The sequence below is a fragment of the Xanthomarina arctica genome (assembly GCF_014638915.1).
GTDB lineage: Bacteria > Bacteroidota > Bacteroidia > Flavobacteriales > Flavobacteriaceae > Xanthomarina > Xanthomarina arctica.
In genome coordinates this window covers 362791-383973 of sequence record NZ_BMFQ01000001.1, presented here as the reverse complement: position 1 = coordinate 383973, position 21183 = coordinate 362791, and the positions used below count along the sequence as shown (strand labels likewise).

16 protein-coding genes are annotated in these 21183 nt (G+C 33.0%); 7 read left to right on the top strand and 9 right to left on the bottom strand.

Going from position 1 to position 21183, the window contains the following annotated elements:
* Positions 1 to 44: 44 nt before the first annotated feature.
* The 6 genes from IEV77_RS01620 to IEV77_RS01595 form a co-directional block, all read right to left on the bottom strand.
* Complete coding sequence (locus tag IEV77_RS01620) at positions 45 to 2492, bottom strand: ABC transporter permease (protein WP_188461196.1); 2448 nt, start codon at positions 2490 to 2492, stop codon at positions 45 to 47.
* A 68-nt stretch (positions 2493 to 2560) separates the two neighbouring features.
* Positions 2561 to 4987 carry an ABC transporter permease gene (locus tag IEV77_RS01615; protein WP_188461192.1) on the bottom strand — a complete coding sequence of 809 codons (2427 nt, stop codon included), beginning with the start codon at positions 4985 to 4987 and terminating at the stop codon, positions 2561 to 2563.
* A 45-nt stretch (positions 4988 to 5032) separates the two neighbouring features.
* Complete coding sequence (locus IEV77_RS01610; protein ID WP_188461190.1) at positions 5033 to 7414, bottom strand: ABC transporter permease; 2382 nt, start codon at positions 7412 to 7414, stop codon at positions 5033 to 5035.
* Between the two features lie 73 nt (positions 7415 to 7487).
* A complete protein-coding gene (locus tag IEV77_RS01605; RefSeq protein WP_188461189.1) occupies positions 7488 to 9887 on the bottom strand; it encodes an ABC transporter permease in 2400 nt (799 codons plus the stop codon).
* Positions 9888 to 9937: 50 nt separating this feature from the next.
* Positions 9938 to 10615 carry an ABC transporter ATP-binding protein gene (locus IEV77_RS01600; protein ID WP_188461187.1) on the bottom strand — a complete coding sequence of 226 codons (678 nt, stop codon included), beginning with the start codon at positions 10613 to 10615 and terminating at the stop codon, positions 9938 to 9940.
* Positions 10616 to 10639: 24 nt separating this feature from the next.
* On the bottom strand, positions 10640 to 11890 hold the full coding sequence (locus tag IEV77_RS01595) for an efflux RND transporter periplasmic adaptor subunit (protein ID WP_188461186.1): 1251 nt from the start codon (positions 11888 to 11890) through the stop codon (positions 10640 to 10642).
* 207 nt (positions 11891 to 12097) lie between these two features.
* On the opposite strand from IEV77_RS01595, the gene IEV77_RS01590 reads away from it, so the two are divergent.
* From IEV77_RS01590 to IEV77_RS01580, 3 genes are all read left to right on the top strand, one after another.
* Complete coding sequence (locus IEV77_RS01590) at positions 12098 to 13444, top strand: sigma-54-dependent transcriptional regulator (RefSeq protein WP_188461184.1); 1347 nt, start codon at positions 12098 to 12100, stop codon at positions 13442 to 13444.
* A complete protein-coding gene (locus tag IEV77_RS01585; RefSeq protein ID WP_188461182.1) occupies positions 13434 to 14777 on the top strand; it encodes a sensor histidine kinase in 1344 nt (447 codons plus the stop codon). The genes IEV77_RS01590 and IEV77_RS01585 overlap by 11 nt, the downstream gene beginning before the upstream one ends.
* Before the next feature lie 115 nt (positions 14778 to 14892).
* Positions 14893 to 15786 carry a mechanosensitive ion channel family protein gene (locus IEV77_RS01580; RefSeq protein WP_188461181.1) on the top strand — a complete coding sequence of 298 codons (894 nt, stop codon included), beginning with the start codon at positions 14893 to 14895 and terminating at the stop codon, positions 15784 to 15786.
* 155 nt (positions 15787 to 15941) lie between these two features.
* Here the strand turns inward: IEV77_RS01580 and IEV77_RS01575 are convergent, their stop codons facing one another.
* Positions 15942 to 16592 carry a porin family protein gene (locus tag IEV77_RS01575; RefSeq protein WP_188461179.1) on the bottom strand — a complete coding sequence of 217 codons (651 nt, stop codon included), beginning with the start codon at positions 16590 to 16592 and terminating at the stop codon, positions 15942 to 15944.
* A 140-nt stretch (positions 16593 to 16732) separates the two neighbouring features.
* Between IEV77_RS01575 and IEV77_RS01570 the strand changes: the two genes are divergently transcribed.
* The 3 genes from IEV77_RS01570 (at position 16733) to IEV77_RS01560 (ending at position 19546) form a co-directional block, all read left to right on the top strand.
* Positions 16733 to 17323: a HupE/UreJ family protein gene (locus IEV77_RS01570; RefSeq protein ID WP_188461178.1), complete on the top strand. Its 591-nt coding sequence runs from the start codon at positions 16733 to 16735 to the stop codon at positions 17321 to 17323.
* Positions 17324 to 17513: 190 nt separating this feature from the next.
* Positions 17514 to 17945 carry a deoxycytidylate deaminase gene (locus IEV77_RS01565; protein WP_188461176.1) on the top strand — a complete coding sequence of 144 codons (432 nt, stop codon included), beginning with the start codon at positions 17514 to 17516 and terminating at the stop codon, positions 17943 to 17945.
* Between the two features lie 8 nt (positions 17946 to 17953).
* A complete protein-coding gene (locus IEV77_RS01560; RefSeq protein ID WP_188461174.1) occupies positions 17954 to 19546 on the top strand; it encodes a S41 family peptidase in 1593 nt (530 codons plus the stop codon).
* A 123-nt stretch (positions 19547 to 19669) separates the two neighbouring features.
* Here IEV77_RS01560 and IEV77_RS01555 read toward each other — a convergent pair whose 3' ends face one another.
* Complete coding sequence (locus tag IEV77_RS01555) at positions 19670 to 20278, bottom strand: FAD-dependent oxidoreductase (protein WP_188461172.1); 609 nt, start codon at positions 20276 to 20278, stop codon at positions 19670 to 19672.
* A complete protein-coding gene (locus tag IEV77_RS01550) occupies positions 20278 to 20481 on the bottom strand; it encodes a hypothetical protein (RefSeq protein WP_188461167.1) in 204 nt (67 codons plus the stop codon). The genes IEV77_RS01555 and IEV77_RS01550 overlap by 1 nt, the downstream gene beginning before the upstream one ends.
* Positions 20482 to 20610: 129 nt before the next feature.
* On the opposite strand from IEV77_RS01550, the gene IEV77_RS01545 reads away from it, so the two are divergent.
* Positions 20611 to 21180, top strand: a complete 570-nt coding sequence (locus IEV77_RS01545; protein ID WP_188461165.1) for a DUF3109 family protein — start codon at positions 20611 to 20613, stop codon at positions 21178 to 21180.
* Positions 21181 to 21183: the final 3 nt, after the last annotated feature.

Below are 21183 nucleotides of genomic sequence, written 5' to 3'. Positions count from 1 at the left end.
AATAATTGGATGCTACTTATTCATTTTTTTAACTAATAACCAATTTATTCCGAGCGTAATGAGTCTACAGGATTTGCATTAGCAGCTTGTAATGTTTTAATACTAATTACCAACAATGCAAAAAACAGCATGGCGCAACCACTTAATAAAAACACCCAAAAACTAATGTTTGTTTTATAAGTAAAATCTTGAAGCCAATTATTAATTCCAAACCAGGCAATTGGTGATGCAATGATAAAAGCGATTAACACTAATATTAAAAACTCTTTACATAACATGGTGTTGATTTGTAATAAGGAAGCACCTAAAACCTTACGAACACCTATTTCTTTAACACGTCGATTGGTTGTGTAAATAACGAGTCCGAGTAAGCCTAAACAGCTAATTAAAATAGACAAGCCAGTTGCCCAATTTAAAAGTTTAGAGACTTTACGTTCACGATTATAAAAGCGTTGGATGTTTTCATCTAAAAATTCTGCTCTATAATCGTCTGTTTCAGAATAAACGGATTTGTAAGTATCTTCAATTTTTGAAAGCGTTGCTTTTAAATTTTCAGAAGATTCATTTTGAAAAGCCATATGAACGGCTTGAAACTGACTCCAGTCTGGTCGATGCCAATCACCTCTAAGTGCCATTGGCTTAATGTCACTTCGCAAGGATCGCTGGTTGAAATCGGACATGACGCCAACAATAGGAATATTTTCATCATCTATCATGATTATTTTTCCAATGGCTTCATCCGGACTTTTGAACCCTAAAAATTTTCTACAAGTCTCATTGATTACAAGTTCCTTTATGGTGTCATTTCTATGTCCACGTCCAGCTAATAATTCTAATTCAAAGAGTTTTAAATAATTTTTATCACCAAAGATAAATTGTAATTCAGCATTAATTTCTTTCTCACCATTATTGTATGTCATTCCAGAACTATGTGTAGAAAACGAAGCGGGTGCTTGCCCACCAATACTTATTTCTTTTATCTCTGGAATCGCTTTTAGTTTTTGGACATAAAGTTCTTTTTTAGAAATTTCACCCTCGGCTCTTGGACTGTAAACAGAAACAATAGCATCCGTTTTGAAACCCATATCTTTATTTAGCAAGTAATTAATTTGCTTACCTACTAACAAAGTTGCTATAATAAATATTTGTGCAATGGTGAATTGAAAAACGGTTAAAAATTTTCTCAGTTTCAATTTCTTTTCACCGGAAGCTAAATGATTTTTTAATACGGAAACTGTGTTGAATTTTGATAATATTAAAGCGGGATAGAAACCTGACAAAAATGTGACTACGAGTAATAAAATGATGATACCAATAATAATTAATGGCGTATTTAAAAGTTCTATACTTAAGCCTTCAGGTACAAAATCTGAAAATAAATTGATTAGCCATTTAGACAGGATTAAAGATAGGATAGCCGAAATAAGAACCAGTAAAAAGGTTTCTCCCATAAACTGACCAATAAGTTGTTTTCTAGAACTTCCTAAAGTTTTCCGGATGCCAATTTCTTTGGCGCGTTGCGATGCTTGAGCTGTATTTAGATTGATAAAATTGATACAGCCTAAGAGTAATAAGAATAAAGCAACTAATGCTAAATTCCATAATAGAGACAAGCTTGCTTGGCCTTTACTCCAATCGTAAATACCATAATCTTCATTAAAATGAATATCACTTAGAGGTTGCAATGTGAATATTTGTTCATCACCATATTTTATGGATTCCTCATCCCGATGTTCTTTTGCTAGTCCGTCTAAACGTGCTTGGATAGCAGGCAGATTAGACGACTTATTTACTTTTACAAATAATTGAGAATTAGAATTGGTATTGCTCCAATTTTTTTCTATAAAATTATCCTTCAGTCTTGTTTGTAAAAGGGTTGGTTGGGATATAAATTCTTGAAAAATAAAATCAGTTCGGTCCTTAAAATTTTCAACAATTCCAGTGACTGTCACTTGAAGTGAGTCGTTATAAACAAGGGTTTTTCCAATAATTTCTGATGGCGACATTTTTGGAAAATAATCTGCAGCCCGTTTGTCTGTAAGTATAACTTCGTTCGGGTTTGTTAAAATATTTTGATTATTCCCAGCCAGGAATTTATAGTCAAATAAATTAAAGTAATTCTGATTTGTAAATATCACAAAATCAGGCCATTTAAATTCTAGGTCTTTTGCCTTGTTTTCAACTTTTGAAGGTCTTTCAATGTAAAAACTACTGACGGTTTTAAAGTTAGAATCTTCCGCAATAGCATCTTCAAGAGCTAATGTAATTCCAGAGTTATGAAAAAGGCCTTCAGGAGATTTAAAGTCGGTAACCACGCGATAAATACGATCGCTATCTTTATGGAAATTATCGAATGTGGCATCGTAATAAATCATAAGTCCGATTACAAATGATGCACTTAATCCAATGGTGAGTCCAATGATATTAATCATTGAAAACACTTTGTGTTTCATAAGATTTCTCCAGGCTATTTTAAAATAATTACGGATCATGATTCGTCGTTTTAATTACTGAAACAACACTTCGTCAAGCTCAGTGTGACAATTCAATACAAGTTAATTTATTCTGTTCTTAAAGAATTAATTGGATTCGCGATTGCGGCTTTTATGGCTTGAAAACTAACAGTAATTAGAGCAATTAGTAACGCCCCAATTCCCGCTAAAATAAAAACCCAAACACTGATATCAATTCGGTACGTAAAATTTTCTAACCAATTGTGCATCGCTAAATACGCTAACGGAGTTGCTATTACAAAAGCGATAATAACTAATACCACAAAATCTTTAGTTAATAGTTTTACAACAGTCTGCACACTTGCTCCTAATACTTTTCGAATGCCTATTTCTTTTTTCTTTTGTTCGGCATAATAAGAAACTAGACCAAAAAGACCCAAACAACTTATTAAGATTGCTAAAAAGGTGAAAACAGTACATATTTTACTCAAGCGTTGCTCTTGAGCATAAAGATTTTCAACTTCCTTATCCACAAAAACATATGTAAAAGGAGCGGTGTCAATATTTTTTTTCCAAGTTGATTCTAAATTTGATACTAATTGTTTATAATCGTCTGTTTTAAATTTTACAAATACCCAGTTTGGTTCATTGTCCAGATGTAAGAACAAAGGAACTATTTCATCTTTAAGCGTGGTAAAATGATAGTCATCTACAACGCCAACTATTGGATATTCGTAAACGACTTCATCATGAGTTTGTAGGAGTATTGTGGACAGCGCTTTATCTTCAGGAATATTAAAAGATTTTAAAGTTGCCTTGTTTACAATTATCTGATTATCATCTGTAGCATTAAAATCTCTACCCTGTAAAAGATCAATGTTCATGGTGTTAAAATAATCTTTACTCACGCCATTTCTTCTAACTATGGTTAAATCTTGTGGATTCTTCCCTGGTAGATACATGCCATTATCATTTAAAACAGTTTCAAAAGGCGCATATCTTCCACTAGCTACACTAACAACCCCTGGAATATTTAAAAAATTAGATTTAATTGCGTCGTATTTGCTAGTAACATCACTGGTTCCAGCACGTAAGGCTACCATATTTTCTTTATTAAATCCTAAATCTTTACTTTGAGTATATTTAAATTGTTGCGTTATGATTATAACAGAAACAATAAGAGAAATTGAAATAACAAACTGAAAAACAACAAGTGCTTTTCTAAACATACCATTGCCAGATTGAATTTGCACGGCACTTTTTAACACTTGTATCGGTTTTATAGAAGACAATATGATAGCAGGATATATGCCTGCAAGCAATCCAGTTAAAGTGCTAATGGATAGTAATAATACAAGGACTTTCCAATTAAAAATATTCAGATAAGAAAGAGATCCCAAAGTCAACTCGTTAACTAATGGTAACAACAAAATAGCAATAGGGATACTTATTAACATCGCTATTAATGAAAGCAATAAGGATTCGCTTAAAAACTGTCTAATCAAAGAGCCTTTTCCTGCTCCTACAACCTTACGGACACCTATCTCTTTGGCACGTTGGTTGGCTCGTGCGGTACTGAGGTTTATAAAATTGATACATGCTACTAATTGAATAAAAAAGGCCAAAGCTAATAGAAAGTATAAATATTTAATGTTTGAAACAGTACCAATTTGATTGTCTCTCCCTTCAGAATATAAATGAATATCTGTTATTTTTTTCAAGAAGAGTTTTTTATCAACCATTCCTGCATTTTCAAGCTGTTTTTTTCCATGCTTTTGTATAAACGAAGGAAGCTTCTCTTGTAAATTTTGTGCATCAGCATCAGGAATAAGTTTAATATAACTATAGACAAAATTATTAGTCGCAAAGTTTTGAAAAGTACTGACAAATTCGCCCATTCCAGGAGTTGTCATGCTTACAAAATAGTTGGGATTTAAATGTGATTTAGTAGATTCATCATCAAAAACACCAGTTATTGTTAAAGTTTGTGCCTCAGCGCCACTTCCCCAGATAACAGTTTTACCCACAACACTTTTATTACCAAATAATTTTTTAGCTAATGTTGCAGAAAGGACGGTTTGATTAGGCGAATTTAATGCGCCAATAGGACTACCTTCGATAAAATGAAACTGAAATATTTTGAAAACTGTGGAATCTGCTAAATAAGCGCGAGGTTCATAATAACCATCAACTTCTAAAGAAGCACGTATCAGATTCACATTAAATAAATCGGTTAAAACGATTCTGGTCATTTCAGAAACCTCAGGAAAATCAGATTTTAAAGCTGGAGCAATAGGAGGAGATGTTGTGGCTGTATTAAAAGACGGTTTGTCTCCTCTTCCGTTTACAGTTTCTATGCGATAGATATTTTCAGCATGATCAAAATGTTGGTCGTAACCCGTTTGATTAAGGACATAAATTAAGATGATAAGGCAACTTACCGTTCCTATAATAAGTCCAAAAAGATTAATGCCTGTAAGCAACTTATGCTTTAGTAGATTCCTTAATGCTATTTTAAAATAATTTCGGATCATGATTACAAAGTTTTTGATACTGAAACGCGTTCAGCACAGGTTGATTTATTCTGTTTTAAGTGATTTTACAGGATTAGAAGTCGCTGCCTTAATAGCTTGGAAACTAACTGTCAGAAAGGCGATGCTTAGTGCCAGGCCACCTGAGACCGCAAATATCCACCAACTCATATTCATACGATAGGCAAAATCCTGTAACCATTTGTTCATAATAAACCAAGAAATAGGTGTCGCAATAAAAATGGATATTAAAACCAGCTTTAAAAAATCCTTGCTCAATAGATTCACAATTCCCATGGAAGATGCCCCAAGAACCTTGCGAATTCCAATCTCTCGACGACGTTGCAAAGTACTGTAGGAAGCTAGTCCCAGTAGCCCCAAACAGGAAATAAAAATGGCTAGTAAAGCAAAATTCAGGAAAAGGGTTCCAAAGCGCTTTTCTGATTTATATTGCTCATTGAATAAATCATTTACAAAATGGTATTCGAAGGTTTTATTAGGATATGATTTTTTAAAGCTTTTTTCTATAATGGCTAGAGTAGAATTCACATCATTACCAGCAATTTTTAAATTGATTAAAGAATTCCCAAAACTATTATAAACCATGCTTAATGGCAGAATTTCCTCCTTTAACGAGGACATATGAAAATCTTTCACTACACCTATAATATGACCATTCCTACCCCATTGTTCAAAACCTTTACCTATTACTTCTTCTGGATTGGAATAACCCAAAAGACCTAAGACTTTTTCATTGATAATCATAGATTCTAAACTATCGCTTGCCAAGTCTCTTGAAAAATTCCTGCCAGCCAGAAGCTTGAGATCAAATTGATTGATATAATCATCGTCTATTCTATAGCGTTCAATATTGAGAGTTTGTTCATTACCTTGTTTATTTACAATTTTACTTAAAGCACTACTATTATTTCCGCCACCTCCAGGTACAGTGGAAGCGGTGCTTATGGAAATGATATTAGGAATGTTGGTAAGATCATCGATAATTATTTTTTGCTGTTTACTCCCGTCTGTTTCAATTATCAGTACCTGGTTCATATCAAAACCTAAATCCTGACTACGCATGTAGTTGATTTGATTATAGACTATAATCGTACTCACAATCATAACGATAGATATGGTGAATTGAATAATAACTAATCCTTTACGCAGTTTGGTTCCCGAAGAACTATTGGAGAAATTCCCTTTTAAAACCTGTATAGGTTTAAAGGAGGATAATACCATTGCAGGATAGGATCCTGCTAAGAAAGCAATAACCAGAGCTATTCCAAATAAACTAATTGGATATATAGGATTATCCCATATGCTGATGGCAATTACCTTGCCTGCGAGCGTATTAAAATAGGGTAGTGCGAGCCATGTTAAGGCTATGGCGATTAAAAATGAAAATAGACAGATGATTGTGGATTCACTTAAAAACTGAATTGACAGCTGTTTTTTTTGCGCACCTAATACCTTGCGTATTCCTACCTCTTTAGCACGTTCCACAGATCTTGCAGTGGTTAAATTGATAAAATTAATAGCTGCAATTAAAAGAATGAAAAAGGCAACAATTAAGAAAATGTAAACATTGCCTATTTGCGCACTTGATCCACGTTCGGAGTACAAGTAAAGATCTTCAATAGGTTCTAAGAAGTAGGTTAAATTCAACTCTGTTTCTTTCATTACTTTTCCATGAACCCGCTCGTTATAAGATGCAATTTTTGTCTCCAACATTTTTGGATTCACATTTTCATTTAGCAAAACAAAACCGCGGTTATCGAAATTACCCCAAGATTCCTTCAGGTCTGGATCTAGAACTTCCGTGTAGGTAGAAATAGAAATAAGGATATCACTATTTATTTGTGTGTTTTTTGGATTGTCTCGCATAACACCGGTAACATTCGCTACGGTACTTCCATCCATGATTTTTAAAGTCTTACCTAGTGCATTTTCATTTCCAAAGTACTTTTTAGCAACGGTTTCTGACAGGACTAGACTAAACGGTTTTTTAAGAGCTTCTGTTGGATTTCCTTGCAATAATTCATAATCGAAGATTTGAAAGAAACTTTCATCTACGCCTAATACTTTATTTTCATGATAATTGTTACCATCTATACTTACATCGAATTCCGTGTCATGCAGTCTGGTGTAATTCTCAATTTCTGGAAATTCAGAGGTTAGTTCACTTAAAATATTCCAATCAACTACAGGAGTTTTATAATTATCAGAAGGGGTGTGAATATCAGTTACTACGCGATAAAGGCGTTCCTTATTAGCGTGAAAGGATTCATAGCTCATTTCATACCCTATGTACATTAGTAATAAAAAGCCCGCTGTCATACCTACAGCAAGGCCTCCAATATTAATGGCAGAATAACCTTTGTGTTTCCATAGGTTTCTAAAGGCTATTTTTAGATAATTTTTAAACATGATCGATTGTTTTTAATTGTTCGATTTTTGATTTGATATTGAATCTCTGAAAATTCGAGAATCACCTATTATTTTATTCTGTACGTAATGAATCTACTGGATTAGACGTCGCTGCTTTAATAGCTTGAAAACTAACCGTAATTATGGTGATAATTAATGCTCCCGAACATGCTATGGCAAAAATGTCCCAAGAAATATTGGTTCTATAACTAAACTTTTGTAGCCAATGACTCATAATATAATATGCAATCGGAGAAGCTATTAAAAGTGAAATAATCACCAAGATTATAAAGTCTTTAGAGAGTAACATCCATAAGTTTTTTACTGAAGCTCCAAGAATTTTACGAACCCCAATTTCTTTAGTGCGTTGTTCAGCAACGAAGGCTGCTAAGCCAAAAAGACCTAAACAACTAATAAAAATGGCCAATCCTGTAAAAACTTTAGCGAGACTAGCAACGCGTTCTTCAGATCTGAATTTGTCGGCATATTCTTGATCCACAAATTGATAGTCGAATGGCAAGTTTGGAAAATTGTTTTTGAATACTTTCTCTATTAATTCTAAATTCTGACTCACACTGTTTTTTGGATTGAGGCGCAAATTATAATAACTCGCATTTTGATCAGAATCAAAAACATACATGGCTTGTTTTACAGGACTATAAGGAGATTGGACAACCATGTCTTCTACAATCCCGACAATAATTAAAGGAGGTTCTGGGTTTTCCGTATCGGCATCTCTCATATATTTTCCAATAGGATCTTGGATTCCCATATATTTTACTGCTGTACTATTTAGAATAACAGCATTAGAATCTGATGCAAATTCACGAGAAAAACCACGTCCAGCAATTAATTTAATTCCAAGAGTTTCAATAAATTCATACGAAACAGAAGTATAAGCTAAGTCCTCCTGAAAACCTTCCGGTTTTCCATCCCAAGTATAACCAGCTCTATTGGACCAAACTTCTGTTGTAGGACTACTAGACGTTGACATTTCAATGGCAGCTCCTGATGCAATAAACTGCTCTCTCATTAAATCGGCTTTGCCAAGAAACTCGGTACTCATAGCGGGAATTTGAATAAGTCCTTCCTTATTATAGCCTACAGGTCTATCCTTACTAAATTGAATTTGGCTCATAACAACCAAGGTGCCAATTATAAGTGCTATGGAAACTGTAAACTGTGTAACAACTAGTATTTTTCTTGGAAGTGCCGCGAATCTACCGGCTTTAAAAGTTCCTTTTAAAACGGAAACAGGGTTGAATGAGGATAAATATAAGGCTGGATAACTTCCTGCTATAAAAGCAGTAAAAAGCACAAAGAGTAGTGAGATTTCCCAGAATTGTATACTTGTCCATGGAAAGACAATAGACTTACTTGCTAAATTATTAAATCCATTTAAAAATAGAAGTACGATTGCAATGGCTGAAACAAATGATAAAAAAACAACTAAAAAAGATTCACTTAAAAACTGAAAAATGAGTTGTCCTCTATTGGATCCTATAGATTTTCTGATGCCCACTTCTGTCGCTCGTTTTTCAGAACGCGCTGTGCTTAAGTTAATAAAATTGATACAGGCAAGAAGAAGTACAAACAAACCAATAACGCCAAATAACCAGACGTTTTCAATGCGACCTCCTGTTTGCACACCGTTTTCAAAATTAGAACGTAAATGCCAATCTTTCATAGGTAACAGAAATAATTGAGGATTGAATTGAGCTACATCTTTGTCGTTATTTTTTTTGACATCTTTAATTTTTGCTGTTACCGCATCCATCGTTGTATTGTCATTAATCTGAACAAATAACTGAAATGAATTATTTCCCCATTGATCGGCAGTACCCATAAGCCAACCTTGAGTTGTGATATAATGTTTCCAAGGGATTATGAAATCGGTATCATTAAAGGAGGTATTATCTGGAAGGGTTTCGTAAACAGCAGTTACAACCAAATCATCTTGGTTATTAACCTTAATAATTTTTCCAATAGGGTTTTCTGAATCAAACAATGCTTTCGCTGTATATTCAGAAATCATGATAGAGTTTTTCTCCTTTAATCCATCTTTTATCCCAGATATAATATTTAAATTTAAAAGGTCTGGCGCGCCTTCTTGCATGAAATTGCCATTTCTGTTTATGTTTTTGTCGCCATACTTTAAATATCTAGAATTGGTCCATGAAGACATTATAATATGTTTAAAATTATCTTTATAACCTTCACGTAGTGCAAATTCTAATGGTCTTGGAATGGCCGGGCCAGTTCCCTTTACACCATTAAACTCTTGGCTTTGATAAATCTGAGCTATATGAGCTTTGTCTTTAAAATAGTTATTAAAATTTAACTCATCCACGATCCAAAGACCAATCATGATAGTGACTGCCATACCTATGGCAAGACCAGAGATATTAATAAAAGAATACACCTTATTCTTAAGAAGATTCCTAAAAGCAATTTTTAGATAATTTTTAAACATGATTGGTTGATTTTAACTGTTGGATTTTTGATTGATGATGAAATTGATATTTATATTAAAATATTCTCGGTCACTTTTTGACCATCTAACATGCGAATAATACGGTGACTGTATTTGGCGTCATGTTCACTATGTGTAACCATAATAATAGTAGTTCCAGCTTCGTTTAGATCTATTAGTAAATCCATAACTTCATTTCCATTGGTGCTATCCAAGTTTCCTGTAGGCTCATCGGCTAGTATTAATTTTGGATTATTAACTACAGCACGAGCTACTGCTACACGTTGTTGTTGTCCACCAGATAATTGTTGCGGAAAGTGATTACGTCTGTGCATGATTTGCATTTTTTCTAAAACTTCTTCAACACGTTTTACACGTTCTGCAGGTTTTACTCCCGTATAGATTAATGGTAGTTCTACGTTTTCAAAAACAGTAAGTTCGTCGATGAGGTTGAAACTTTGAAAAACAAATCCAACGTTGTGTTTACGTAGTTCAGAACGCTTACGTTCGTTGTAACCTGCAACTTCTTCGCCATTAAATTTGAAACTTCCTCCATCAGGATCGTCTAATAATCCAAGAATATTTAAGAGTGTCGATTTCCCACATCCTGAAGGTCCCATGATGGCAACAAATTCACCTTTTTTAACCTCAAAGGATAGTTTGTTTAATGCAATGGTTTGTACTTCTTCGGTTCTGTAAAATTTCTCTAAATTGGTTATTTGTATCATTGTATATGTTTTTAATTGACTCTTTTATTTTATTATTAATTCTTCAGTGTCTCCATAGCTGTCGTAGCTAGAAGTGATGACTTTATCTCCAGGGTTTAGTCCTTCAAGAACTTCGTAGTATTCTGTATTTTGACTTCCTAGTTTGATGTTTACTTTATAAGCGGTGCTTCCATCTTCACTCACTTTAAAAATCCAATTCCCACCAGTTTTTTGGAAAAATCCACCTTTAGAAACTAATAAAGCTTCCTTTTCGGCACTTAAAGCAACTCGTATTTGAAGGTTTTGACCACGACGAATTCCTTCAGGAACGTCACCTTCAAAATGCATATCAACCTGGAATCGACCATTGTTTACTTGGGTAAATACCTTCTTAATAGTTAAGGTGTATTGTTTATTATTGAATGTGAAAGTTCCAGTTTGTCCATTATAGATTCTAGAAATATAATGTTCGTCAATATCCACACGTACTTTAAAGCCGCTTAGCACATCTAATTGCCCCAAACGTTCTCCTTTGTTTTTCGATTGACCAATTTCTGCATCTAAAGCTGTTAATTGACCATCCACAGGTGCTCTAACAACCAAGTCTCCCACTTTTTTACGCATCAGTTCTAAAGCACTTTGTGTTCTTGAATACGAACTTTGTGCTTGGCCAACTTCTTGTTTTGTTGAGGTGGAATCTTGACTTAATACTTTTTTAGCCAATTCCATACGTTGTTTTTGGTAGTTGAAATTGTTTTTTGAAGACTCATAATCTTGTCGACCAATCGCGTCCTTTTCATATAAACGTTTGTTTAAATCGTAAATACGTTTTGCTTCAATAAGGCTGTTTTCAACATCAGTATAATTATTACGTCTATTAATTGTGTTTTGACGAGCCGCATTTTGAGAAATCTGCATCTGAGTTAATAGATTATAAACTGAGGTTTCTTGGTTGATTAGACTCAATTCTAAATCGGTATTTGATAATCTTAAAATAGGATCGCCTTTTTTCATAATGGCGCCATCCTCTACAAATTTCTCTTCAACACGTCCACCTTCTAAGGCATCTAAGTAGATAGTTGTTATTGGTAAAACAATTCCGTTTACTGGAATGTTTTCTTGGAACACATCATTCATAACCGAATTAATAGAAATACGCTCTTTCTCAACGTTTAATTTAGAACCTCCACCTGTGCTTATAATTACAAAGATTATCAAGGCCACGATAGCTAATCCGCCACCAATGAATAGTAATTTTTGAGTTGAGAATTTTTTCTTTTCTATTGGAACGTCCATATTAAATTGTTTGATTATAGTATGTATATAGTGAAGATAATGCCAAAAATGTAAACACCTAGTAATCAGTAATTAACATTTCATTAAGAAAATAATAGTGTCCGTTTTTGATACACATGTGTTCGGTATTAATACATGTTTTTTGTGAAATAAATTTTTGGTTTTCTAACTTTTATAAGCTGAATATAAAGTTGTAATATTGTAACAATGGTTTTAAAAGAAGCGAGAATATTAGTAATTGATGACGATTTAGACGTGCTAACTGCATTAAGGCTATTATTAAAGCCTCTTGTAAAAGAAGTTGTTATAGAGAAAAACCCAAGCAATATTAATTTTCAAATAGAGAATAGTAAATTCGATATTATTATTCTAGATATGAATTTTAACGGGTTAGTAAATACGGGTAACGAGGGTATTTTTTGGTTAAATAAAATCAAAGAAAAGAAACCTGAAATAGCCGTTATTTTAATTACTGCCTATGCTGATATCGATTTAGCCATTAGAGGTTTAAAAGAAGGTGCTTCAGACTTTTTAGTAAAACCTTGGAAGAACGAAAAAATTATAAATACCATTACGTCTTTACTTGAAGCAAAAAAATCTTCGGGAAGTAAAAAGAAAACACATCAGGTTGAAAATTCAGAAATCATAGGAGATAGCGATGCTATGAATGCGGTGTTTTTAAAGCTTAAAAAAATTGCACCAACAGACGCTAATGTTTTAATTCTTGGTGAAAACGGAACAGGAAAAGATCTTATAGCGAAAGCGCTTCATGAAAATTCTAACAGAAGCCGTATGCCCTTTGTAAAAGTAGATGTTGGATCTTTATCATCTTCTCTTTTTGAAAGTGAGTTGTTTGGTTATAAAAAAGGAGCGTTTACAGATGCAAGAGAAGATAGAAAAGGACGCTTTGAAGTGGCTCATGGAGGAACTCTTTTTTTAGATGAAATAGGCAATATCAGTTTAGACCAACAAGGAAGGTTATTAACCATTTTGCAAAATAGAGTCGTTACTCCTTTGGGTTCTAATGAATCGATTCCTATTGATATTCGTCTTATCTGTGCAACAAATATTGATCCTACTATATTAGCCGATGAAAAGAAGTTTCGAAAAGATTTAATTTATAGAATAAACACGGTTGATGTGATTATTCCTCCTTTAAGAGATCGGGAAAATGACATAACCATATTGTCCAAACATTTTATTTCCATCTATGCAGACAAATATAACAAAGGTGCCATTTCTCTAGATTCCGGATTTATTTCAAAACTTAAAAAACATCAGTTTCCTGGAAATGTAAGAGAACTTCAATATGTTTTAGAACGTGCAGTAATTATGGCAGAAGATAGTGTGCTAAAGTCGGACGATCTCGTTTTTTCATCTATTGAAAGAACAACAACTACAAATTCTATCCCTACCACAAATTTGGACGACCTTGAAAAGCAAGCTATTTTAAGCGTTTTAGAAAAGAATAAAGGCAATGTGTCTAAGTCGGCTAAGGAGCTTGGTATTACTAGAGCCGCTTTATATAGAAGATTGGATAAGTATGAATTATAGAGGCTACATCTTCAGACTTTTTTTAAGAATTTTACTTCTAGTCGCTGTTATTCTTGCATTTATATATACCATTTATTTAAAAGAGACTGCTACAAGCACTATAATTGGTGTTGCTATTTTGTATTTGTTTTATAACATGTATGGGTTTGTAAAACGTCGTTTTATAGTCATGGACGATTTTTTTGAAGCCGTGAAATATCGTGATTTTTCTAGATGGTTTCCCGAAGATCGTGGGCCTAAAGATATCCGGTTTTTATACACAGGATTTAATGAAATTAATAGAACAATTAAAGAAATAAATTCTCAAAATGAAGCCCAATACGTCTATCTCCAAAAAATATTAGAGATGGTTGACATAGGTATTATTGCCTATAATTTAGAATCTGGCGATGTGCTTTGGTCTAACGATTCTTTTAGAGAAACATTAGATGTGCCGTCGTTTAAAAACATACGTTTTGTTGAAAGTAGACATCCAGAATTATTTAGTACCATTTTCGAAACCTATCATAGAGAACCAAATTCCATAACTATAGCCTTACAAAATGAAAACATAAAGGTATTAATTTCTGATACCGTTTTTCAAGTAGATAAAGATGCTTTTAAGTTAATTGTTATCCAAAATATTGAGGATACCTTAAATCAAAATGAATCGGAAGCTTGGAAAAAACTGTTGAGCGTTATGACTCATGAAATTATGAATTCCATTGCGCCTATTTCTTCTTTAGCAGAGACGCTTCAAAGAAACATTCAATTGACATTAGATAATCCAAAGGAAAATGAACTGGAATTAGAAGACCTTAATTCAGGAATAAAAACAATTAAAAATAGGAGCGAAGGACTTTTAAAATTCGCAAAAACCTATAGAAGTTTAAGTAAAGTCACGCATTTAAACCTTCAAAGAGTAAAATTGTCAGAACTTTTTAAGAGCATCCAATTATTGATGGAGCCTTCTATAAAATCTAAAAATATTGAAGTAGAATTTAACTTATCTTCACCAAAATTAGAGCTTGATATCGATGCACATCTTATAGAGCAAGTTATGATAAATTTGATCCTAAATGCTATGGATGCTTGTAAAGATCAACAAAATCCTTTTATCAAAATTAGTGCTGAAAAAATGCCAAATAGAGACATTGTCATCAAAGTTTATGACAACGGTTCTGGGATTCCTCTTGAAATTATGGAGAATATATTTATTCCATTTTTCACAAGTAAAAGTACTGGAAGTGGTATTGGTTTGAGCTTGTGTAAACAAATCATGCTGTTGCACAAAGGCAAGATTTTAGTGAATAGTAAAGAAGGAGAAGGTTCTGTTTTTACATTAGTCTTTTAGTTTGTCTTCTTAATATTTTGTCCCAAACAGTTAATAATAATCTTAAATGGAATAGCTTAACTCTGTTTCAATTTGTATTTTAAGGGTCTACTAACTTTTAATATAAATTAACAAGATGGAGTCCATTCAAGTTTTCGAGCAATCTCTTCTAGGCTATTGGAATGCCTTTGTAGCTAGCATGCCAAGAATTATTTTAGCCATTGTAATGATTGTTATTGGCTTTTTATTAGCCAATGTTATTTCCAAATTTTTTAAAAAAACAGTTCTTTTAAGAACACAAGACCCGTTGATGGTAAATTTTTTATCGAAAACCATCAAATTAGGCATTGTAATTTTAATAGTAATGATGGCCCTAAATGTAGCTGGATTAGGTGGAATTGCAACTGGTATGTTAACAGCTGCTGGAGCATCTGCAGTTATTATAGGTTTTGCATTTAAGGATGTAGGTGAAAATTTTATTTCAGGGATTATCCTGTCTTTTAACAGACCTTTTAATGTGAATGACACCGTCATGGTGGACAATATCTTCGGAAAAATCACCTCCTTGGAATTTCGATATACTAAGCTAAAAACATTTGATGGGCGCGATGTGTATATTCCCAACAGCGATATTATTAAAAAAGCAGTTTATAATTATACCGAAGATGGTTTTTTTAGGTTAGATTTTATGGTAGGTATAGATTATGAAGACGACATTGAACTTGCCAAAAAGGTCATTTTGGAAGCTGTTAGAACTTCCGAAGGCGTTATTGAAAACCAAGATCACGAATGCTTTGTAGTGGTAGATTCTTTAGGTGTGAGTACGGTTAATTTAAAAATTCTTTTCTGGACTCAAACTAAGGAATATCGTAAACGAGCTCTAGAAGTTAAAAGTAAAGTGGTTCAGAATGTGAAACAAGTAATTATGGCGAATGGTCTAAATATGCCTGCAGATATTACCGAAATTAAATTATACGGTTCGCAAACAAGTATTCCTGTAACTGTTGATTATATCAATAAGGAAAAATAATATTCTGAAATTTTTTTAAATCAAAGAGTTTTAGATATTAGGAATTAGGTATTTAAACCAGTTGACCTAATATCTAAAATCTTGTTTTTTGTAATCTATCAAGTCTCATCATAAATTGATGAATGTAAATCAAAATGAGATAACGCTTTTAAGAATTAAAACCTAAACCCAATATTTACATATGCTTGACTTGGATTCGATTTTGTACTTTGGTTATTCGTATCATCAATAAGGTTACTAAAGCCATAATTATAACCTGCTTCAACAAAAAAGAATGCAATATCAACTCCAACACCTCCTTGACCATAAAACATAAAGCTGGTCAAATCATCATCTTGAAAACCACTATTGCTACCTGCATTTTTATTTATGGTAAAAGACGGTACGGCACTAACAAAAAGACGTAAACCAATAAGTTTTTCAGCAAAGGATGTCAGGTTAATACCTCCAGTAATAGGTACGTCTATTGCAGAGAGTTTTAATGAAGAGTTATTTTCAACTGCTGTTGAAGTGTCATTAATGTCGAAGTTACGGTCATTATATCGTGCACCAACTTCGAAGTAAAAAAAACTACCTCTGTAATAAGACACCCCTAAATTATAACCCATACCCATATCAGTGTTTATTTGATCTTTAGAATCAACATTCAGGCTGTTAAAATTGACACCTGCAGATATCTTAATTGAGCTTTTTGCATTATCGTCACTAGACTCGTTATTTTGAGCGTATGTAATAGTTGAAAATAAGATTGCAATTACAAGGAATTGACCTCTTTTTAGTATTAAATTATTTTTTAAAGTTAGCATAGAATTGGTTTATTTAGATATTTTAATCAAATGTAAAACATTGAATTTATATTTTTATTATTTATTTAAACAATAGATGCTCTTATTCTAAACTCGTTTTAAATTGTATCTTTGAAAACACCCAAAAACGGCAATAAATAATGTTTGATAATTTCTGGTTTCACGTAGAGTATGGCATGAATCACGTACTTGATATTAATGGCTACGACCATGTTCTTTTTTTAATAGTTCTAGCAGTACCATACCTTTTTAAGGATTGGAAGCGTGTTTTGCTACTAGTTTCATTATTTACTTTAGGTCATACTTTGTCTCTGGTTTTAGCTGCATATAATGTTGTAAGTGTCAATGGTCAATTGGTGGAATTTTTAATTCCAATAACCATTTTAATTGTTGCAATTTTTAATGTGTTTACAGCCGGAAAAGGGGCTCAAAAAGAGAAGGTTGGAGTTCTGTTTTTCTCTGCCTTATTTTTTGGGATAATCCATGGATTGGGTTTTGCAAGAGAATTTAGAATGTTGGTAGGACAATCTGATAACAAATTAGTGACCTTGGTGGAATTTGCCTTAGGGATAGAGTTAGCTCAAATTATTATTGTATTTGTCATCTTGTTTTTAGGGTTTATAATGCAAACCGTTTTCAGATTTTCAAATCGCGATTGGGTAATGGTCATATCAGCTGTTGTAGTTGGATTAGTAATTCCTATGATTTTAGGTAGTGATTACTTGGCCTAAACGAAACATTCATATTTACCCAAAGTTTTCATAAAACTTTAATTCTCTGGTTGTAATTAGAATACGAACAGCATATCTTCGTTGTATATTATTAAATTAACATGTTCACTTTTGTGAAAGAAAAGTAATACTGATTTTTCCACTTTCCCGTCTGTTGGTAGGCAGGCGTGGAAATGCTAATAAATTTTTAATGAAAGAACACAAACAACTTAAATACGATAAAGCTTATTTAAGAATTGCGGAAGAATGGGGAAAACTTTCTTATTGCGAACGTAAACAAGTTGGTGCAATTATTGTAAAAGATAGAATGATAATTTCCGATGGATTTAATGGAACACCTTCAGGTTTTGAGAATTTTTGCGAAGATGATGAAGGCTACACCAAATGGTATGTTTTGCACGCTGAAGCCAATGCTATTTTAAAGGTAGCATCTTCTACGCAATCTTGTAAAGGAGCCACATTGTACATTACATTATCTCCTTGCAAAGAATGCAGTAAATTAATTCATCAAGCTGGAATTGTAAGGGTGGTTTATAAAAATGCTTATAAAGACGATTCAGGTTTGCAATTTCTTGAAAAAGCAGGTATCAAATTAGAATTAATTGAAGATTTAAAAGCTTAAAAAAGAAGATGGCACTTAAGAAAAAATATTTACCACTTATTATTGGTGTTGCCATAGCAGCAGGTATTTATATTGGTGGAAAATTAAATTTTTCTGACACTTCTGATAGACTATTTACAAAAAATAGTAAAAAAGACAAGTTAAATAGGCTTATAGATTTTATAGATTATGAATACATAGACGATGTTAATACAGATAGCATTGTAGATGTAACAGTCAACGGAATTCTAAATAATCTCGATCCACATTCTGTATATATTCCTAAAGAAGATATGGAACGTGTGGCGGATAATATGAAGGGTGAATTTGTTGGTATTGGCATTAATTTCTATACCTATAAAGACACCATTACGGTTATTAGAACTATAGATGGAGGCCCTAGTGAGAAAGCTGGAATTGTAGGTGGAGACCGAATTATAATGGCTAATGGCGATTCTATTTTTGGAAAAGATCTTAGCAATAACGATATTATTAAAAAGCTTAAAGGTCCAATGAATTCGCTTGTAGATTTAAAGGTTTACAGAAGAGGCGAGCCAAAGTTATTGGATTTTAAGGTGAAACGGAATCATATTCCTATTACAAGTGTCGATGCCGCTTATAAGCTAACCGATAAATTGGGATATATAAAAATCAATCGCTTTGCAGAATCTACTTATAAAGAATTCAAAAAAGAACTTAATAAATTACAAAAAGTAGGAATTACTGAAGTAGTCATCGATTTACGAAATAATCCTGGAGGCTTTTTAGGGGTTGCTGAGCAAATTGTGGATGAATTTCTAGAAGATGATAAACTCATCCTATTTACCAAAAACAAAAGAGGAGATATCGAAAAAAACTTTGCCACTAAAAAAGGGGATTTCGAAAACGGAAAAGTATATGTTCTAATTGACGAAAACTCGGCTTCAGCTAGTGAAATTGTAGCAGGAGCTTTACAAGATAATGATAAAGGAATTATTGTTGGACGGCGCTCTTACGGAAAAGGCTTGGTGCAACGCGAAATGGATTTAGGAGATGGAAGTGCAGTAAGATTAACCGTTTCTAGATATTATACGCCAACAGGGCGTTCCATTCAACGTTCCTATAAAAATGGAAATAAAGATTATTTTGATGAGTATTTTGAACGAATTAAAAGTGGCGAACTCTTAGATCCTGAAAAAATTGAAGTAGCCGACTCATTAAAATTTACAACTCCTAAAGGGAAAGTTGTTTATGGTGGTGGTGGGATTATTCCAGATGTTTTTGTGCCTTTGGATTTAAGCATGCAAAATGAAACCCTTACATTTCTAGATAGAAGAGGGTTTATAAGCAATTTTGTTTTTGAAGAACTAGAGAAAGACCGTCATGCCTATGATACTATTTCCAGAGAAGAGTTTATCGAGCACTTTCAGTTTGATGACGATATGGTTTTACAATTTCAAGATTATTTAAATGAAAAAACCAAAGCCAACATCACCTTTGTGGCTTACAATAAGGAGGTGAAACAATATATTAAAGCGACTCTAGCCGATCAGATTTTTGGAAATGGTGCTTTTGAAGAAGTTATAAATCAATCAGATATTATGATTGATGAGGTTATTGAACTGAGTAATAGTACTAATTAGGCCGACACTTTGTTTTCCTGCTAAGTTTTTAAAACCTAATAGGTATAAAAAAATTAATTCAAATTATAAGGAGAAAAAATACCTTCCAAGATCCTTCAAAAAAGATATAATAATTAAAGCCGACTAGCTCGACACCTTATCATGGATCTTGACATGTTCACCATTGTTCCAAAGCGTTAAGATGTCTGTTGCTACTTGAGAGCCACTGCCACAAGCAATAGCAAGTTGACTTCTCCAACCAGCTAATGTTCCAGCCACATAAAGTCCTTCGTCTATTTTGTGATCTGTGTTTTTTAACCAGATTCTATTTTTTTCTGCCTTCGCTCTTGGATGAGGTTTAATATAAGATTCTAAACCTTCAATAGTCATTAAGTTGGTATAACCAACAGCTACTACAACTAGTTTGGTAGTGTGTTGAGTTTTGTTCGTTTTTACTAAAAAACCATTTTCAGTTTTACTAATTTCTGTTACTTTTTCATGGTCTATCTGTATAACATGTGGATACAAAGAAGTAAGTTGTTGTTTACCACTTTCAAGAATGGAAGCTCCAGTAGTTCCAGGAGTTATTCCTAAAACATTATTAAATAAGGCAGTTTGCAAATGGGATGTTTTTTGATGTACAATAATTCCAATCTGTTTGTCTTTAGCAAAGGCCTGTTTATTAGCAGAACCTAGAATTAAAGCACAAGATAGTCCGGCAGCTCCGCCACCAATTATTAGCACATCGAACATTATTTTCTAGTTTTAGAATGTTTTTCTATTTTTTTCGAAATCCTTAAAATCTGCAATAATAAAATAGCACATAACGAAGCGAAAATAGTTATTAATGCTACTAGACTGTCACCTTCAAAAGGGGAATCGAAATTAACTTCTGTAAGGTTGTAAATAATTAAAATAACAGCGATTAGAGATAATAAGATTTTAAAAATTTTCATTTCAGTATTAATTTTTAGGCATAAAAGCGATTGCAAATTTCGATAATTTGAAATGAATATTCCCTGTTTTCTCCTTTAATTTTTCTTTTATAATGTATCTTTGCACATACTTTATTAGCATCAAAACTTATGTTCCAACTAGGAAAAACAATTGTTTCAGAAGATATTATCGAGAAAGATTTTTTATGTAATCTTTCGGCTTGTAAAGGAGCATGCTGTATAGATGGTGATGCTGGAGCTCCATTGGAAACAGCTGAGACTCAAATTTTAGAAGATATTTATCCAAAAATCAAACACTTTCTAAGACAAGCTGGAATTGATGCCATCGAGAAACAAGGCACTTTTATTACTACAGAATTTGGTGAATTTGAAACGCCTTTAATTAACGATGCCGATTGTGCCTATGTTATTTTCGACAAAAAAGGAACTGCGCTTTGTGCCATAGAAGAAGCGTATAATCAAGGTGTCATTACTTGGAAAAAACCTGTTTCTTGTCATTTATATCCTGTTAGAGTAAAGGATTACAGCGAATTTTCTGCTGTAAATTATGATAAATGGGAAATTTGCGACGATGCGTGTACTTTAGGAAAAGAACTTCAAGTGCCTATTTATAAGTTTGTAAAAGAAGCACTTATTAGAAAATTTGGCGAAGATTGGTATGCCGAACTTGAGATTATAGCCAAAGGTTATAATAGATAAAGA